General features: G+C 71.9%; 13 protein-coding genes and 1 riboswitch. Of the genes, 5 read left to right on the plus strand and 8 right to left on the minus strand.

Annotated elements, in window-relative coordinates; genetic code table 11:
• Positions 1-54 precede the first annotated feature (54 nt).
• Positions 55-486, minus strand: coding sequence for a division/cell wall cluster transcriptional repressor MraZ (mraZ, locus tag ABD194_RS05705; RefSeq protein WP_343988934.1), 432 nt, complete (start codon positions 484-486; stop codon positions 55-57).
• A 517-nt stretch (positions 487-1003) separates the two neighbouring features.
• Between mraZ and ABD194_RS05710 the strand changes: the two genes are divergently transcribed.
• From ABD194_RS05710 to ABD194_RS05720, 3 genes are all read left to right on the plus strand, one after another.
• Positions 1004-2074 carry an AAA family ATPase gene (locus ABD194_RS05710; RefSeq protein ID WP_425579953.1) on the plus strand — a complete coding sequence of 357 codons (1071 nt, stop codon included), beginning with the start codon at positions 1004-1006 and terminating at the stop codon, positions 2072-2074.
• A gap of 100 nt (positions 2075-2174) precedes the next feature.
• Positions 2175-3419 carry a DUF58 domain-containing protein gene (locus ABD194_RS05715; protein WP_343988936.1) on the plus strand — a complete coding sequence of 415 codons (1245 nt, stop codon included), beginning with the start codon at positions 2175-2177 and terminating at the stop codon, positions 3417-3419.
• Positions 3416-5773: a transglutaminase TgpA family protein gene (locus ABD194_RS05720; RefSeq protein WP_343988938.1), complete on the plus strand. Its 2358-nt coding sequence runs from the start codon at positions 3416-3418 to the stop codon at positions 5771-5773. The genes ABD194_RS05715 and ABD194_RS05720 overlap by 4 nt, the downstream gene beginning before the upstream one ends.
• Positions 5774-6126: 353 nt before the next feature.
• Here the strand turns inward: ABD194_RS05720 and ABD194_RS05725 are convergent, their stop codons facing one another.
• The 6 genes from ABD194_RS05725 to ABD194_RS05750 form a co-directional block, all read right to left on the minus strand.
• Entirely contained in the window at positions 6127-7767 is a 1641-nt protein-coding gene (locus tag ABD194_RS05725; RefSeq protein ID WP_425579954.1) for an RNA polymerase sigma factor, read from the minus strand.
• Positions 7768-8162: 395 nt separating this feature from the next.
• On the minus strand, positions 8163-8561 hold the full coding sequence (locus ABD194_RS05730; RefSeq protein WP_343988939.1) for a universal stress protein: 399 nt from the start codon (positions 8559-8561) through the stop codon (positions 8163-8165).
• Between the two features lie 183 nt (positions 8562-8744).
• Positions 8745-9995, minus strand: coding sequence for a homoserine O-acetyltransferase MetX (gene metX / locus ABD194_RS05735; RefSeq protein WP_343988941.1), 1251 nt, complete (start codon positions 9993-9995; stop codon positions 8745-8747).
• Positions 9996-10009: 14 nt separating this feature from the next.
• A riboswitch (SAM riboswitch) is annotated at positions 10010-10123 on the minus strand.
• Positions 10124-10264: 141 nt separating this feature from the next.
• On the minus strand, positions 10265-11875 hold the full coding sequence (locus tag ABD194_RS05740; protein ID WP_343988943.1) for a DUF4192 domain-containing protein: 1611 nt from the start codon (positions 11873-11875) through the stop codon (positions 10265-10267).
• A gap of 180 nt (positions 11876-12055) precedes the next feature.
• Positions 12056-12754 carry a YkvA family protein gene (locus ABD194_RS05745; protein WP_343988945.1) on the minus strand — a complete coding sequence of 233 codons (699 nt, stop codon included), beginning with the start codon at positions 12752-12754 and terminating at the stop codon, positions 12056-12058.
• A 90-nt stretch (positions 12755-12844) separates the two neighbouring features.
• Positions 12845-13600: an EcsC family protein gene (locus ABD194_RS05750; RefSeq protein ID WP_343988947.1), complete on the minus strand. Its 756-nt coding sequence runs from the start codon at positions 13598-13600 to the stop codon at positions 12845-12847.
• Between the two features lie 182 nt (positions 13601-13782).
• Between ABD194_RS05750 and ABD194_RS05755 the strand changes: the two genes are divergently transcribed.
• Entirely contained in the window at positions 13783-14946 is a 1164-nt protein-coding gene (locus ABD194_RS05755; RefSeq protein WP_343988949.1) for a MalY/PatB family protein, read from the plus strand.
• Positions 14939-16690, plus strand: a complete 1752-nt coding sequence (locus tag ABD194_RS05760) for a DNA polymerase (RefSeq protein WP_343988951.1) — start codon at positions 14939-14941, stop codon at positions 16688-16690. The genes ABD194_RS05755 and ABD194_RS05760 overlap by 8 nt, the downstream gene beginning before the upstream one ends.
• A 336-nt stretch (positions 16691-17026) precedes the next feature.
• On the opposite strand, the gene ABD194_RS05765 is transcribed toward ABD194_RS05760, so the two are convergent.
• Entirely contained in the window at positions 17027-17953 is a 927-nt protein-coding gene (locus ABD194_RS05765; protein ID WP_343988953.1) for a PAC2 family protein, read from the minus strand.
• Between the last annotated feature and the right edge of the window lie 85 nt (positions 17954-18038).

Below are 18038 nucleotides of genomic sequence, written 5' to 3' on the forward strand. Positions count from 1 at the left end.
CTGTGGTGAGTTCGTGGGGGGTGCTGGTTCGGGGTGGGCGGTGGTGGCCGGGACTCAGAAGAGTCCCGGGATCACCTCCTCCGCCGTGTCGGCGAAGCTCTGCTCGGTCTGCTCCAGGTAGGCGTTCCACACCGCGCTGTCCCAGACCTCGAGGCGTGAGCCGGCACCGATGACCGTGACCTCCCGGTCGAGGCCGGCGTACTGGCGCAGGTTGGCGGGGATGGTGAAGCGGCCCTGCTTGTCGGGGACCTCGTCGGAGGCCCCGGAGAGGAAGACGCGCATGTAGTCGCGTGCGGCCTTGCTCGTGGTGGGCGCCTGGCGCATCTGCTCGGCGACCTTCACGAACTCGTCCATCGGGTAGATGAACAGACTTCGCTCCTGGCCACGGGTGACCACGAGACCGGCCGCCATGCGGTCGCGGTACTTGGCGGGGAGGAAGAGGCGGCCCTTCTCGTCGAGCCGGGGTGTGTGCGTCCCGAGAAACATCGTCCGCCACCTCCCCTGATCGACTCGCGAACGCACCAGCTCTTACCTTGTTGCCCCACCGTACTCCACTTTGCTCCACCGTCAACGATCCTTCGCACAAATCGCCGCGTGGATTCGCACATTCGCGCAGGTCAGACGGGGTGGAGCGAAGTGGAGTGCGGCCGGGCCACCGCTCCTCGGGCGTCAGCGCACTCGCCGGCGTCGCGGCGGGACGGCGGGCGACGGCATACGGCTGGGACACCGCGTTCGTGCTCACCGGATGCCCGAAAGCGAACCGAACGGGCACCGGAGACGTTGCAGGTGGTGGAAAGTGGAGGTCTTCGGGTGCCGCGCGCCAGTTGCAACCGGAGAGGAACTGCACCCGACGACCCCGGGGGCGGCCCTACCAAATGTGCTCGTGCATGGGAGAAGATCTCCCCACGGGTCGCGCATCCCGCGAGGAGCAGGCTGCGCCACGACATGGGGACAACCAGCGGAGGACAGCGTGACGAGGACGGATACCGGGCGTGAGTCGTCCGTGAGCACGACGACGGCCGGGGCCGGCGGTGGCGCTGCAGGCGCGTCCACGAGCGCGCAGACGTCAGCCGGTCGGGCCACCTTCGGCTCGACGAGCGCCAACGGCTCCGCCACGGAGGGCACCGACCTCGGACTCGTGCACGAGGTCGCGGACCGGTTGATGACCACGATGACCCGCGTCATCGAGGGCAAGCCCGACGTCGTGCGCACGACCATCACCGTGCTCTTCGCCGGCGGGCACCTGCTCATCGAGGACGTCCCGGGCGTCGGCAAGACGATGCTCGCCAAGACGCTCGCCCGGTCCATCGACGCCACCGTTCGACGCATCCAGTTCACCCCGGACCTGCTGCCCAGCGACGTCACCGGCGTCAGCATCTTCAACCAGGACGCGCGGCGCTTCGAGTTTCGGCCGGGCGCGATCTTCGCCAACGTGGTCGTCGGTGACGAGATCAACCGCGCCTCGCCCAAGACCCAGTCGGCCCTGCTCGAGTCCATGGAGGAGCAGCAGGTCACCGTCGACGGCACGACCTACCCGCTGCACACGCCCTTCATCGTCATGGCGACGCAGAACCCGATCGAGATGGAGGGCACCTACCCGCTGCCCGAGGCGCAGCGTGACCGCTTCATGGCACGCATCTCGATGGGCTACCCCTCACCGAGCGCCGAGCTCGACCTGCTCGAGACCCACGGCGCGCGCTCGCCGCTCGACGACCTGTCCCCCGTCACCGACGCCGAGACCATCAACCGCGTCGTCCAGTCCGTCACCAGGGTGCACGCGAGCCCGGCCGTCCGCCAGTACATCGTCGACCTCGTGACCCGGACGCGGTCCTCGACGGCACTGCGTCTCGGCGCCTCGCCACGCGCCGCCCTCCACCTGCTGCGGGCCTCGCGCGCCCACGCCGCACTGGAGGACCGCGACCACGTCATCCCCGACGACGTGCAGTTGCTCGCCGGCCCGGTCCTCGCGCACCGCCTCATGCCCTCGAGCGAGACCCAGCTCGCCCGCCGGACCACCGGCGAGGTGGTCTCCGACCTGCTGCGCCAGGTGCCGGTGCCGCCCGCAGCACGCTGAGACGCCCGTTGAGAAGCACACTGAGACGCACGCCGAGACGCATGATGAGAAGAGCGACCAGCAGCACGGCGAGAAGCACGACGAGCGGAGGACGGCACCGGTGGGATCCCTGCGCAGCGTCCTGACGACGAGGGGCCGGGCGTTCCTCGGCTCCGGGACCGTCCTCGCACTGGCCGGCGTCATCCTCGGCTTCCGGGACCTGACCCGCTTCGGGGTGCTGCTCATCGCGCTCCCGCTCGTGTGCGCAGTCCTGGTGCGCACCCGCAAGACGCGGATGCGCATCGAGCGGCACACCGACCCCGAACGCATCAGTGTCGGGCTGGACGCCCACGTGACGCTCTCCTTCGAGAACGCGTCGAGCTCCACCACCCCGATCTTCCTGGCGGAGGAACGACTCGACTACGTCCTCGGTGACCGCCCCCGCTTCGTCGTGGGCCGCATCCCCCCGGGGCGCGTCCGCGCCATCGACTACGTCGTGCGCTCGCACCTCCGGGGACGCTTCCACCTCGGCCCCCTGGGCGTGCAGGTGCAGGACCCGTTCGGCCTCGCCAACCGCAACGCCGTGCTCGAGGGGACCACCGACCTGGTGGTGCTGCCCGCCGTGCACCCGCTCTCGTCGAGTCGTCAGCGCAGCTCCGGCGTGGGCTCGGAGGGCGAGCAGGCGCACCTCATCGCGCTGCACGGCGAGGACGACGTGACGATCCGCGAGTACCGCGACGGCGACGACCTGCGGCGCATCCACTGGCCGGCCACGGCCCGCACCGGAGACCTCATGGTGCGCCAGGAGGACCGCCCGGCGCAGCGGCGCGCCGTCGTGCTCCTCGACCCGCGTCCGTCCGCACACGGCGGCGTCGGGGCGAGCAGCTCCTTCGAGTGGGGGGTCACGGCCGCCGCGTCCATCGGCGCGCACCTGTGCGAGTCGGGGTATGCCGTCCACCTCGTCTGCGCCGAGACGGTCCAGAGCTCCCGTGCGGCAGAGACGATCACGACCGACGAGATGCTCGACGTCCTGGCGGTCACGACCATGCGCGACGACTCGGGCGAGGACGAGATCCTGCGCGCCGGGCAGGCCCTGGCGGCCGCGGGCGGGTTCATCGTGGCGATCGTCGGGCCGTCGGGCCGCGACGTCACCTCGCGGGTGGCGAGCGTCCGCCAGCCCGGCACGACCGGACTCGCCCTCGTCCTGGACGCACGCAACTTCGGCACCAGCCACGCCGACGAGGCCGAGCCCCATGCCGAGGCGCTCCGGCTCGCCGGCTGGCGTGCCGTCACGGTGTCCCGCGACGCCGACGTCGCCGAGACCTGGGCGGTGCTGAACGCCGCGACCGTGGGGAGCGGCAGATGAGCCGCCGTCGCTGGAGGATCACCGTCCTGGCCGCTCTCGCCACCCTGAGCGCTCTCTACCCGATCACGAGCCTCTTCACGGACTCGACGTGGCTGCCGTCGGCCGTTCTCGTCGTGGCGCTCGTGGCCGGGCTCGGACTGGTGGGGCGCGGCCTGACCCGCTCCCGGCTGCTCGTGGTCCTCGTCCAGGTGCTCGTCACGGGCTACGTCCTGATGGCCGTGTGGGCCGGTGACACCTTCACCTTCCTGCTGCCGTCCCCCGCGACGGCCGAGGCCGCCAACACGCTGGGCCTGCAGGCCCTCGAGACGGTCCAGCGCTACTCCGCCCCCGCTCCGCTCAACGACGGGGTGACCTTCTGCCTCGTCGTCGCCGTCGCCCTGGTGGCGATCGCGGTCGACGCCGTGGCCGCCACCTGGCGCGCTCCCGCGGCCGCAGGGTTGCCGCTGCTGACCGCATACCTCATCACGGCTGCCAACGGGGACTCGGCGCTCGCCCTGCGCTTCTTCGTGGTGCCCGTGGCGCTCTGGCTGGCGATGCTGCACACGACCGCGCGTGCGCAGTTCGGACGGTGGGGCACCACCCACGCCGCCGGCGGTGGCTCCATCGAGGAGGCCGCGCACGACCGCGAGGCGCTGCGCTCCTTCTCCGCGGGTGCGCTCCGGCTCGGCGCCGTCGGCGTCGTGGCCGCCGTGCTGGTCCCGGCCGTCGTGCCACACTTTCCGCCGCACTACCTCACCGAGGGCCTGGGGCGCAGCACCAGCGGTGCCGGTGGCGAGGGCTCGGTGGGCTTCAACGACACCCTCGACCTCTCACGCAGCCTCAACGACCAGGACCAGACCCCCGTCCTGACCTACACGACCACCGGTTTCAGCCGGCCGCCGCTGCGCGTGCTCGCCACCTCGTACTACTCCCGCGGCCAGTGGACCGCGGTGGGTTCCGCCGCCGAGCAGGCCGACAGCCCGGCCCCGCTCCCCCCGCCGAACCAGCGTCGCGACTTCGTCCTCAGCGTCACGAACAACACCCTGGCGGCGCCGCGCATCGCAGCGCCCTACCCCGTGGTCGCCGTCGCCATGGAAGGCACACCGTGGGCCATCGACCCCGTGACCCGCGACGTCAGGGTCGGCCGGTCCGTCAGCAGCTACCGCATCACCTACGCCGACCTGGCGCCCACCCCGCCACAGCTGCGTGAGTCCGGCAAGCCCGACTCCCCAGCCATCACCGGTGACGACCTCGCCGTCCCGGACCGGTCGCGCGAGCTGATCCAGCGGTGGTCCGACGAGGTCACCCGCGGCAGCTCCAACCCGCTCGACAAGGCCATCGCGATCCAGAACCACCTGCGCGACACGAGCGTCTACACCTACTCGCTCGACCTCGGTGAGCCGCTGCGCGACAGCGAGGGGCGCCTGCTCGACCCGATCGAGAGCTTCTACCAGACCCGCCGCGGCTACTGCGTCCAGTTCGCCACCGCGATGATCATGATGGCCAGGGCCCAGGGCATCCCGGCCCGGATGGCGATCGGGTTCCTGCCGGGCCAGCTCTCCGGCGAGGAGTACATCGTCCGGGCGAGCGACGCGCACGCGTGGCCCGAGCTCTACTTCCAGGGCTACGGCTGGCTGCGCTTCGAGCCCACCCCCGGGGTGCGGTCGGGCAGCCCGCCGCCGTATGCCGTGCTCGGCTCCGACTCGGGCGCCACGCGTGGTGGCCGTGAGGTCACCGAGAGCCGCTCCGGCGGTGCCGTCACCGCGGCCCCGACCAAGGCGACGAAGCCCACCGTGGCACCCGTGACCCAGCAGCCGTCGTTCCTCGACTCCGTCGGCCAAGCCTTCAGCCTGCGCAACGTCGCAGTGTTCGTCGCGATCCTGATCGGGCTGCTCGCGGCCTTCTCGATGCCCATCACGGCCTGGCTGCTGAGGGTGCGACGGCGACGCGCCGCCGTGTCCCAGCAGGACCTCATCGAGGCGGAGTGGGCCGAGCTGACCTCGCACCTCGGCGACCTCGGCATCGCCGCTCCCCCGGGTGGGACTCTGCGGCAGGTGCGCGAGCGCTACGTCACCGATGCCCACCTCGACGACGATAACGCGAGCGCCATGCGTCGGGTCACCGCGACGCTGGAGAAGTCCCGGTACGACCGTCCCGAGCAAACATCGGCGCAGGAGGCAGTCCGGCTGCACGAGGACATCAGGGCGATCCGTCGACAGGTCGGTCGCACCCGGGCGTGGCAGGTCCGGGCGCGATCCTTCCTCTGGCCGCAGGCCGGCGTCTCCTACTGGCGCTCGTTCCCGGGCCGGATCTCCGCCCGCGTCCCGAGCAGCATCTCGAGGCGACTGCCGCGCCGGTCCACCCGCCGTCGGTGACCGTCGGGGGCGCGGACGGGCCTCCCACCGCCGCGCCGCAACCCGGCATACCCGTGAGCTCGGACTCGCTGCCCCTGTCGCAGTCGGGTTCCCTCGCCGACTGACCCCGCCCCGGGCGACCCGCGGCCGTGCCGTCAGGCGCTGGGCCGCGACTCGGCCGCCGACCCCTCGAGGAACCGAAGGAGCTCGCCGACGGTGTGGTGCCGGTGCAGCGGATGCCGCAGCGGGAGCTAGTCGTGGACCTGGTACTCGAACAGGCGATATGCCGCCGAGACCAGCAGAGGCGGGCATGAGAACGGCCCCTGACCATCGAAATCGCGGTCAGGGGCCGTCGAGCTCAGGGCCGCCGGAGCTCAGTCCAGGTAGTCGCGCAGGACCTGGCTGCGGCTCGGGTGGCGCAGCTTGCTCATCGTCTTGGACTCGATCTGGCGGATGCGCTCGCGCGTCACGCCGTAGACCTTGCCGATCTCGTCCAGGGTCTTCGGCTGTCCGTCGGTGAGACCGAAGCGCATCGACACCACGCCGGCCTCGCGCTCGGAGAGCGTGTCGAGCACCGAGTGCAACTGCTCCTGCAGGAGCGTGAAGCTCACGGCGTCGGCCGGGACGACAGCCTCGGAGTCCTCGATGAGGTCACCGAACTCGCTGTCGCCGTCCTCGCCGAGCGGCGTGTGCAGCGAGATCGGCTCGCGGCCGTACTTCTGGACCTCGACGACCTTCTCGGGGGTCATGTCGAGCTCCTTGGCGAGCTCCTCCGGGGTGGGCTCGCGCCCGAGGTCCTGCAGCATCTGGCGCTGAACGCGGGCCAGCTTGTTGATGACCTCGACCATGTGGACCGGGATCCGGATCGTGCGGGCCTGGTCGGCCATGGCGCGCGTGATTGCCTGGCGGATCCACCACGTCGCGTAGGTCGAGAACTTGTAGCCCTTGGTGTAGTCGAACTTCTCGACCGCACGGATCAGGCCGAGGTTGCCCTCCTGGATGAGGTCGAGGAAGAGCATCCCGCGCCCGGTGTAGCGCTTGGCGAGGCTGACGACGAGTCGGAGGTTGGCCTCGAGGAGGTGGTTCTTGGCCTTCTTGCCGTCCTGGGCGATCCACCAGAGCTCGCGCTTGAGCTTCATGTCGATCTTCTCGCCGGAGTTGAGCTTCTCCTCGGCGAACAGGCCGGCCTCGATCCGCTTGGCGAGCTCGACCTCCTGCTCGGCGTTGAGGAGGGCCACCTTGCCGATCTGCTTGAGGTAGTCCTTGACCGGGTCGGCCGTGGCGCCGGCCGTGACGACCTGTTGCGCCGGGGCGTCGTCCTCGTCGTCGTCGCGGATGACGAAGCCGGACTCCTCGGCCTCCTCGGGTTTGGCTGCCGCTGCGGCGGGCGCGGCCTCGTCGGTGTCGTCGGACTCCTCGGCGTCGTCGGCCACATCGGCGACGACCTCGACCTCCTCGAGCTCGGCGACCGGTGCGTCGTCGGGCTCGACGTCGGCGTCCTCGTCGACGTCGTCTGCAACGACGGTGTCGCCGGCGGCGTCCGTGCCGGCAGCCTTCTTCGCTGCCGTCTTCCTGGCCGTTGTCTTCTTCGCGGCAGGCTTGGCCGCCGCCTTGGCGACCCCCGCGTTGGTCGTGGCCTTCTTGGCGGTGCGGGCGGCGGGCTTGGTCGTGGCCGCGCCCTGCTCGTCGTCGCCGGACGCCGTGGGCGCCGCCTTCTTGGCGGCGGTCTTGGTGGTCGCAGCGGTCCGCGTGGCGGACTTCGTCGCCGCGGCCGTGCTGCTCCGTGCGGTGGCCACAGTGCCTCCCTTGGTCCCGGTTCGGGTCTTCTTCGTGCTGGAGTGCGGTGCGTCGACGACGATCTCGATGTCGTGGGCCTCGAGGGTGGTGAGGACCGGCTTCATCTGCTTCAGGTCGAGCCCAGCATCGACCTGCGCCCGCGCGATCTCCGTTCCGGTGATCGTCCCGTTGGTGCTGCCCTTGACCAGGAGCTGCATGATCGCCTCGTGCTGGAACACCTTAGGCAGGGTCTTGGGAGCTCCAGCGCTTGTTGCCTTGGGCACGGATGCAGTCGCCTTTCGTCGCAGGTCTCGTCGGGTGTGTGCGCCGCTTCCGGGCATGCATCATCACAACGAGCGAAGATGGGGGTTGGTGCCCGGAGGAGCGTGGCCTGTCGGAGTCGGTCCCTGTACGAGCTCTCGGTGCGCCTTGTGCGATCCGGTACCCAGACATTATAAAACGGCGCGAGCCATCGAGGCGAACCCAGACCGGATACCGGGTGCCGCACGCCGGTTTCTCCTGCGGCGAAAGGGAAGGCCCGGAAGGTCTGCGAGGGCCTCCGGACGCGCCGCCGCGCTCCCGGCCCTGACGAGCCCTGACGATCCGCCCTGTGCCTGCTCGACGCGCAGGGCCCTCAGTCGCCCTTGACGGCCAGGACGGGACAGCTCGCGTCGAGCAGGATGCGCTGCGCGTTGGAGCCGAGGATGAGCTTGCCCACCGGGCTGCGGCGGCGCAGGCCGATGACGATGAAGTCGGCCTTCTCCTCCTCGGCGACCGAGATGAGGTCCTCGGCCGGGTCGTTGCCCCGGACCAGCTGGCGGACCTCGTGCTCGAGACCCTTCTCCTGCAGGAGGGCCTGCACGCGGTTGAGCTCCATCTCGAACTGGCTGGCCTCCGCCGCGTCGAAGTCCTTTCCGCCTCGGTGCGAGCTGATCACGACGAGCTTTGCTCCCCGCAGGACGCACTCCTCGGCGGCTCGCTTGAGCGCCGCGCGACCTTCCTTGGTGGCGACATAACCAACGACGATGGCCACTTTCCCGGACCTTCCTTGGGACGGAATCAACCAGTGCTCGCACCGTACCCGATATCCCCACCTACGGCGCGGCACCCGGAGCCGTGGGGCGACCCGTCTTCGGCGCCCGGCGGTGGTGCTCGTCACACGTCGACCGTCGGGATGGTCCGTCGGTCCGACTGCGGCACCCCACCTCCCTGACCGTCAGTGCCGAGGACGCCCGAGGGCCTCGCGGACGATGCGTCCCACCTGGTCCTCCTCGATGAGGAAGCCGTCGTGGCCGAAGTCGGAGACGATGTGCTCGCGCTTCGACGCCGGCAGGGCCTCGTGGAGCTCGTCGGAGAGCCGAGGGGGGTAGAGCCGGTCCGTGTCGACCGAGACGACGGTGCAGTCGGCGGTGACGCGGGACAGCGCCGTACGTAGTCCCCCGCGGTCGCGGCCCACGTCGTGGGAGTTCATCGCCTCGGTGAGCACGACGTAGGAGTTGGCGTCGAAGCGGCGGGCCAGCTTTCCGGCGTGGTGGTCGAGGTAGGACTCGACCGCGAAGCGGCCCCGGTCGCCGGCGCGCAGGGGATCCTCGCCCAGCTGCGCCTCGCGGCCGAAGCGACGGCCCAGCTCGGCCTCGGTGCGGTAGGTGATGTGGGCGATGCGCCGAGCGAGTCCCAGACCGGTGTCGGGCCGGTCACCGCTGCCGTAGTAGTCGCCACCGGCGAAGTGGGGGTCGCTGCGGATGGCCAGCAGCTGGGACTGGCACCACGCGATCTGGTCGGCGGTGGCGTAGGCCGTGGAGGCCAGGACGATGCACCGATCGACGCTGTCCGGATGGGTGACCGCCCACTCGAGCGCGCGCATGCCCCCCATGGACCCGCCGACGACGGCGGCGACCCGGTCTATCCCGAGCCGGTCGAGCAGCAGCCGCTCGGCGGCCACCTGGTCGCGCACCGTGAGGTAGGGGAAGCGGCTCCCCCACGGGCGGCCATCGGGGCCGGGGCTGGAAGGACCCGTGCTGCCCTGACAGCCACCGAGGACGTTGGAGGCGACGACGAACCACTGCTCGGGGTCGACCGGGCACCCGGACCCGATGAGCGAGTTCCACCAGCCCGGGGATGCGTGTCCCGGACCGGCCTCGCCGACCACGTGGCTGTCGCCGGTCAGTGCGTGCTCCACGAGGATGACGTTGTCCCGTGCCTCGTTGAGCCGGCCCCACGTCTCGTAGGCGATGCGGACCCCCGGGAGGACGCCGCCCCGCTCCAGCTCCAGGTCTCCGACGTCGGCGAACTGGCGACAGCCGAGGGGGTCCCCGTCGGCCCAGACCGCGTCGGGACGGCTCGTGACCCGGTGGCCGGGCTCGGCAGACCTCGAGGGACGCGACGTCTCGCCGAGGAGCTTCGTGCCGCCGTGGGGAGCGGGACGCACGGACCGTCGCGTGCTCTGCGTCCGGTGGGTGACGGTCATCGGAGTACTCCTCGTGTTCGCGCTTGCTCACACCGGGACGGGTGTGGCCGGGTCCTCACCCGGGGCACCCCACCGCGAAGGAGGGTTGCCGACCAGCGAGCCGGGGCTTGTAGCTGGTACTCATGACCTCGGACAACCATACGCGAGGCCGTGCCGGGCTCGGATGTGGCAGTCCACGTCATGGACGCCGTGGTGAAGCGCGGTGCAGGGCCCTCGGGCCGGGTGGTGCCGGACCGTGGGGCCGCGTGGGGCCGGGCCGGCAGCCGACGTCAGGCGCACCGGGGTGGTCGGATGCCGTGGTCCAGGGACTGGCGAACGAGCCTGCAGAGCCGGTGCCGCGGTTCGAGCTCGAGTGCCCGGTCGACCGCGACGCCGGACCGCGCCCCGTCACCGCACCACCAGGCGACAGATGCCACCACCGACAGCAGGGGCGCCGCGTGTGCTGCCGGCGTCAGCCGACACACCTGCTCCAAGCGGCTCAGCAGCATCCGAGGCACGAGGGCCTCGTCCCAGCCGTCGAGCCCGCCCAGCTCGTCGTCCTCCTTCGAGTCGTCCGCCTCCTGCCCGTCCTGGAGGTCCTCGATCTCCTCGAGCTCGTCCGACTGGTCGAACCCGTCCGCCTCGTCGATCTCGTCGATCTCGTCGATCTCGTCGATCTCGTCCATCTCGTCGAAGGCGGCGAGCGCCTCCAGAGCGCTCAGCGCCTCCAGCTTCGCCACGCCCTCGTCCCACCCCTCCGGCGATCGCTCGTCGGACGTGTCGGACCAGTCGCCGGGAGCCTCCGCGGACCAGACCTCGGGCCCCTCGCCCCGGGATCCGGACGACTCGAGCGCCAGCAGGTCCTGCAGGGCTCGAACCATCTCGGCGTCCGGGTCAGGCGCCATCGAGCCACCGGTGCCCTGCGCGGCAGGGCGCTCCCGGCCCTCGAGGCCGCGGCTGCTCCGACCGTAGAGCCGAGACGGGTGCGCGCCGTCGCCGGCAGGCGAGACCCGCAGCGACGGTCCGAGCATCTCCCGCAACAGGACCACGAACTCGTCGGGGAAGCCGTCGAGCGGCACAGCGCCGGGACAGAGCCAACCGATCAGCGCGTCTCGGAACTGCAGGTCGCGCAACGGCCCGACGAGCGAGGGCAGGCAGCCCGGGAGCGCCTCGTCCTCGATGGCGCCGTGCAGCACGCCGGCCCACGCGGAGAGCGAGTCGGTGATCATGAGCTGACGTTCGGCCGGATCCCCTCCATCGACCACCGTGAGGCCGGACTCGTCGCCGCGCGCAGGTGGGCGGGTGCCCTGCCCGCCTCGGCTCAGGGGGGCGCCGGAGACGGTCGCTCCGGTAGCGGCATATCGCTGTTGCCAGTCGTCGACGGCTGCGAGGGCCACATCGTGGTCGGGTCTCGTGGGTGCGAGCGGTTCCACGAGCCGGGTCAGGTCGTCCCGGTCGGACAGGACCGCGTGTCCCAGCGCCACGTAGGCCGCGACCGCCGGCACGTCGGCCTGCTCGGGCAGGAGCCATCCTTCGTCAGGACAGCAGTCGCAACCCACGGAACGCCAGCGGCCGCCACGGACGAGGAGACGCTCCCGCACGACGACGCGGTCCCACTCGACCGCATCCGTCAGCGCCTCGAGCAGCGGCAGGGACTCGTCCGGGACGTCCTCGAACGCCACGAGGGCGACCGACGAGGGCTTGGCGCGCAGCAACGTCGGTGCGGTCTGGACCGCGGCCTCCACCGCGAGCTCGGCGCCGACGATGTCGAGCCGGGCCACGAGACCGAGGCGCTTGCCGTGGAAGCAGACGACCACGACGCTCCGCACCGGCTGGAACCCGAGGTGGAAGGGGATGATGGTCAGCAGCTCGGCCGGCCCGGACAGTGAGATCTTCGGCATGGGTCGAGCCTTGCGGTGGGGGCGGGCCTTCGACAGACGCTCGAGCGCCCTGTGGACGGAGCGTCGTGGCGCCCGGGGGATGTGGACCGACCGAGACACGCGTGCGGGGCGGTCCCTCGGAAGCCCTCTCACCGATCGTCGCGGGCAGGGCCCCACCCGTCGCGACGTCGCCCTCGCCCCTCAGCGCTCCAGACGCTTGCGCACCGACTCGAGGACGTAGTCGGTCGCGGCCTGTCGCACACCCTCGGGCAACCGCCCACGGCCACCGTGGCCGGCCGCCGCTCCCGTGACGTCGCGGTCGGGCCGCGGTGCCCCGTCGGGGCGAACTCCTGCGACAGCGATCTCCGGCCCCTTCGCCGAGCCGGCCGATGCCGAGCCGGCCGATGCGGAGCCGACCGATGCGGAGCCGACCGATGCCGAGCCGACCGATGCGGAGCCGGCCGGGTCGACCGAGCCCGAAGGAGCCTGCGAAACCGTCGCGCCGGGAGCCGTGGTCCGCGGCGAGCTCCCGCGCCCCGCCCCGAACCCGGAGCCCCTGCGCGTGATCCCCTGCCCGGCCTCCCAGGCCAGGAACCGGTCGGTCTCGTCGAAGAAGGCCTTGATGACCCAGGAGATGACGACCGCGTCGTCGGCGGCACCGACGACCGGGAGGATCGCCTCGGGCAGCAGGTCGATGGGCGAGGCGACGTAGGCCACCGCCCCGGCGACGAGCCCGAGCCGCTTGAGGGTGGTGCCGGCATACGCGCCGTGCAGGGTCGAGCGCACCAGCCGCGGCACGGCGTGCACGCGCTCCTGCAGGCTGGGCGCACCGGGTCGCGTGGCTGCTCTCACGACGGAAGCCACGGTGGCGGCCATCTTGATGCGGGACGGGGTCTTCATGACCCGCCCAACGAGCCGCGTGCCGAGACGATTCCCCGCGCGCGACCATGAGAGAGCCGGGCGACGGTGCTGAGCAGTCGCGTCATGGTCTCAGGCGCCGGCAGTGTCGACAGTGGGGAACTCCTTGGCCGCCTGCCGACCGATGCCGTTCAACATGTAGACGTCGACGGCCGCACCGATCAGACCTCCCACCAGCGGCACCGCCCGGCCGAGCCGGGCCAAGGAGCTCTGGCCGATGCGAGCGAGCAGCCGGAAGGCGACGGCCTTGTTGAGGACCATCAGCGCCGGCGCCGGGAGCCGGTCGAAGGCGAGCGACGACATCTTCCCCCCCGCCACCCGCAGCCCGGCCTTCTTGAGCAGGTCCTCGCTGTCGGCTCCGGTGAGCGTCAGCAGCACCGCCGAGCGGATCTCGGGCCGGTCGATGTCGTGGCCGCGCAGCTCCGCCGTGGCCGCGGTCATGCGGGTGGCCAGGAGGTAGAACTCCAGCACGTTGGCCGGCAGGGAGACCGGCATGGTGAAGAAGCCACCGAGTCCGGTGGCGAAGCCGCCCACCGCGCCGAGCTGGCGGTGGTCGCGGACGATGATGCGCATCGCCTGGTCGACGTCGCCGTGGGCCTGGCGGAGCGCGTCGGCTGCGACCTCGCGCGCCGAGTGGAAGGGCCCCTTCCCGTCGATGCCCACGTCGAGGAGGCGTTCGACGAGCCGCGTCGCGGCACCCGAGAGCCCCCCTTCGCGTGGCTGGGAGGCCCGCTCGAGCGCGCCGACGTCCTTGGGCCTTCGCACCTGCGAAGCCGTCGCGTCGGAGGCCCGCAGGGCCTCGCTCCTGCCCCAACCGAAGACACCCACCGGGTCCACCTCTGTCCGTCTCGACGTCACTTGTTGCTGTGTTGCTCGCACGGGCCCGTCACCGACCGCCGTCCGCGGTGGCCGGGTGGGTCACCGGTCGAACCGTACCCACTCCCCCTGCGGCTCCCACCCCGCCTCCCACCCGCTCGGCGGGCGTCGGTGCCGTCTCGTAGGGTCGGGCCATGGCCGAGAGCGAGACCCTGCCGCCCATCCTGGGCGTGCCCCTGGACGACCTGCGCCGCAGCCGCACGTCGGTCAAGTGGGGAGTCTTCGGCCCAGACGTCATCCCGATGTGGATCGCCGAGATGGACAGCGCTCCGTGCCAGGCCATCGTGGAGGCCGTGAGCGCCGCGGTCGGGCGCGGCGACACGGGCTACGCCCTGACGGAGGCGTATGCCGCAGAGGTGGCCTCGTTCGCCGACGCGGAGTGGGGCTGGGCCTTCGACCCGCAGTCGACCACCCGGGTGGCCGACGTGCTGACGGGCGTGACGCACCTGCTGCGCCTCTTCACCGACGATGGCGGGCCGGTGGTCGTCAGCCCCCCGGTCTACAACGCGTTCTACGACGTCATCGCAGCCTGCGGCCGGCGAGTGGTCGAGGCTCCGCTCGGTCCGGACCACCGTCTCGAGCTCGACCGTCTGGCAGCGGTCTTCGCCGAGGTGACCGCCGGCGGCCACCGGGCGGCATACCTGCTGTCCAACCCGCACAACCCCACGGGCACCGTCCACTCCCCCGGTGAGCTCGCGGAGCTCGCTCGGGTCGCCGACGCGCACGGCGTACGCGTGGTGTCCGACGAGATCCACGGCCCTCTCGTCCTGCCGCCGAGCACGTTCACGCCCTACCTCTCGCTGCCGGGCACCGAGCGCGGCGTCACGGTGACCTCGGCCTCCAAGGCCTGGAACCTCGCCGGGCTCAAGGCGGCCATCGTCGTGCCGGGCGCCGAGGCCGTGGCGGACCTGCGCCGCCTGCACCCCTTCGTGACCTTCGGCGCCAGCCACCTCGGGGTCATCGCCCAGACCGCCGCCTTCCGCGACGGCCGCGAGTGGGTGCACCGGCTCGCCTGCGAGCTGGATGCCAACCGCCGGCTGCTGGGCCGGCTCGTCGCCGAGCAGCTTCCCGGCGTGCGGCTCGTCGCACCGGAGTCCACGTACCTCGCCTGGCTCGACCTTCGCGTCCTGGGACTGGGTGACGACCCGGCGGCCGAGCTCGTGCGTCGCGCCCGCGTGGCACTGTCCTCGGGTCCGACCTTCGGCTCCGGCGGAGCGGGACATGCCCGCCTCAACTTCGGCACGTCGCCCGAGATCATCCGCGAGGCGATCGACAGAATCGCCGCCTGCCTTGGCTGACAGGCCTTCTCGTCCCCCGCTCGTCGCGCTCGTCGTCGGACCCCAGGGGGCGTATGCCGTGGGGCCGGGCCTGGCCGAGCCGTGGCCGCTCGACACCCTCGTCGCCCGCTTCGTCGACCTCGCGACACGGCTCGGGCCCCGCTGGGTCGTGTGGTCGGCCGCTTCCACGCTGCGCGTCCCGGTCGCTGCGGGTGTCGACGTCGACCGCACCTGGGACCTCGCCGAGGCCCACCGGGTCATCCACGGAGGATGGTGGGCGACGCCCGGCCACGTCGTCGCCGGGTGTCGAGGGCTCGACGAGGCGGCGGTCCCCGCGCCGCGGTCGGCACGCCTGCGGGGCTTCGACGGCGACCTCTTCGACGTCGCGGCCGGCGAGGACGCCTCGCTGCTCGCTGCCGACGGGCACCTTCGCGCCGATGCCCTCGCCTGGGCGACCGACGACTCACGGCTGCGGCAGCTCGCGCTGCTCGCCCTGGAGTGCCAGTCGGCCCAGCAGGAGGCCCTGGGCCGACTCGGGGGCGACCACACCGGCCGACTCGAGCGCACGGTCTGGTCCGAGTCGGCGGCAGCCGTGCTGTGCCTCGAGCTCGAGCGCGACGGGCTCCCCGTCGACCGGGCTGCCGCAGAAGACCTCATCGCGGCCTCCGTGGGCGCTCGACCGCGCGACGAGGCCGACGCGCTCCGCATCCGGGCCGGGCGCGACGCCGCGGTGCTGCGTCACGCGCCCGGCCGCGAGCGCACCGACCTGCGCAACCCCACCCAGGTCCGCGAGCTGCTCCTGTCCGTCGGCGTCGACGTGCCCAACACGCGGGCCTGGGTGCTGGAGCCCTACCGCCACACCCATCCGCTCGTCGATGCCCTGCTGCGGTGGCGCAAGGACGAGCGCATCGCGACCACCTACGGCTACCGCTGGCTCGACGACCACGTCGGGAGCGACGACCGGCTCCGCGGGAGCTGGACCGCCTGCGACGGCGGCGCCGGCCGCATGACGGCCCAGAACGGCCTGCACAACCTCCCCGCTCCCCTGCGTCCGGCCATCTGCGCCGCGCCCGGCCACCTCTTCGTCCGGGCCGACCTCGGCCAGATCGAGCCCCGGGTTCTCGCCGTCGTCAGCGCCGACCGCGCCTTCGCCGAGGCGACTCGTGCCGACGACCTCTACGCGCCGGTCGCCGCCAAGCTCGGCGCCGACCGCCCACGGGCCAAGGTGGCCGTCCTCGCGGCCATGTACGGCCAGCGCTCCGGTGCCGCCGGCGAGGCCCTCAAGGACCTCGAGCGCGCCTACCCCGTCGCCATGGGGCTGCTCGACCGGGCGTACGCCGACGGAGTCGCCCGACGACCGGTGCGGACGTGGGGTGGCCGGCTGATCCGGCTCGGGGGCACGCCCACGCCACCGGCCGACGCCGACGCCGCACCTTCGTCGCCCGGCGGCGACCTCTCCGGGACCGGTGCCGAGGGGGCCAGGGGTCGCTACGCGCGCAACGCGATCATCCAGGGCTCGGCGGCCGAGCTCTTCAAGGCGTGGGCCGCGACCGTGCGCCACGCGGTACGCCCCCTGAGCGGCCAGATCGTCCTCTGCCTCCACGACGAGCTCCTCGTCCACGTGCCCGAACAGCACGCACCGGCCGCAGCAGCCGCCGTCGAGCACTGCCTCACCAGCGCAGCCCGCACCTGGGCCGGCACCGAAGAGGTCCGCTTCGTCGCCGACACCTCGATCGTCCGCCGCTGGAGTGAAGCCAAACCCTGACCGGACGACCTGCCGGTCCACGCACACTGGCCCTTCGACCGCACCAACCCGGCACGTTCTGGCCTTTCGACGGTAGAAGTCAGAGCCGGCAGGCGGCCCCTGAGGACGCGAGCACGAGAGCGGCACGGCGGCAGCCTGGCTCGAAAGGGAGCGGGACGCGGGGGTGTGAGCGGCATCGGCGGCGGCCCACGGCATACGCAAGCAGCAGGTGAGCTGGAACGGCCGCCGACGCTCCACGCCGCGAGCGCCCTCGGGTCCCGCGACTGCCCTTGCAGCCCTGGACAGCAGAAGGCGGGCCCGACCCGATGGTCGAACCCGCCTTCGTGAAGCCGTCAGTTACTGCTCGTCGTCCTCGGTCACGTCCTTGAGGAACGCCTCGAACTCCGCGCCGATCTCGTCGGCGGTGGGCAGCTCGGACAGGTCGGTGGCCAGCAGGTTGCGCTGCTTGCGGCCCTCGAGGAACGTGTCGTACTGCTGCTCGAGGGCGCGCACGACCGCCATGATCTCGTCGGACTCCTCCATCTGGCGGGAGATCTCGGCCCGGTTGAGCCCGGCGGTCGCGGCGAGCTCTCGCAGGTCGAGGTCGAGACCCGTCGCAGCGCGAAGGCGCTCGAGGCCGAGCACGGCGGCGTCGGCAAACTCGGCCTGGCCGAGGTAGTGCGGCACGTGGACGGCGAACCCCATGGCGTCCCGGCCGGCCTCGCCGAGCCGCAGCTCGAGCAGCGAGGCGAAGCTCGCGGGCACCTGGACGGCGCCGAACGCCGGGTCGTTGCCGGCGATGAGCCGCGGGTTGGTGCCGTGGGTCGTGACGCCGAGCGGGCGCGTGTGCGGCACCGCCATCGGGATGCCGTGCACGCTCACGGTCAGGTCGACACCGAACGCCCTGATGAGCGCGGTGACGGCCTCCACCATGCGGTTCCACTGGTAGTCCGGCTCAGGCCCGACGAGGAGCAGGAAGGGCACGCCCTCCTTGTCGACGACGCGGTGCAGCAGCAGGCTGGGGTCGTCGTAGCTGCTCCAGTGGTCGCGGTCGAACATCATCACGGGCCGGCGCCCGCGGTAGTCGAGGAGCTGGTCGACGTCGAAGGAGGCGAGCACGCGGGACTCATGCGCCTCGAGGAGGTGCTCGGCCACGAGGCGCTGTGTGTGGCCGGCGTCGATGAATCCGCCGAGGGCCACCACGAGCACCGACGCCTGCAGCTCCTGCAGCTGGCTCGGTGACGTGTCGCTCTCGAACTGGAAGAGCTCGGTGGGGTCCTGCACGAGTCTGGCCTTTCGTCGTACGCGGTCATGTGGTGCAACGTGCCGGTGCTGCCCATGATTCCCCGTCGGTCCGGTGCGGGTCGAT

The organism is Terrabacter terrae (genome assembly GCF_039529575.1).
GTDB lineage: Bacteria > Actinomycetota > Actinomycetes > Actinomycetales > Dermatophilaceae > Terrabacter > Terrabacter terrae.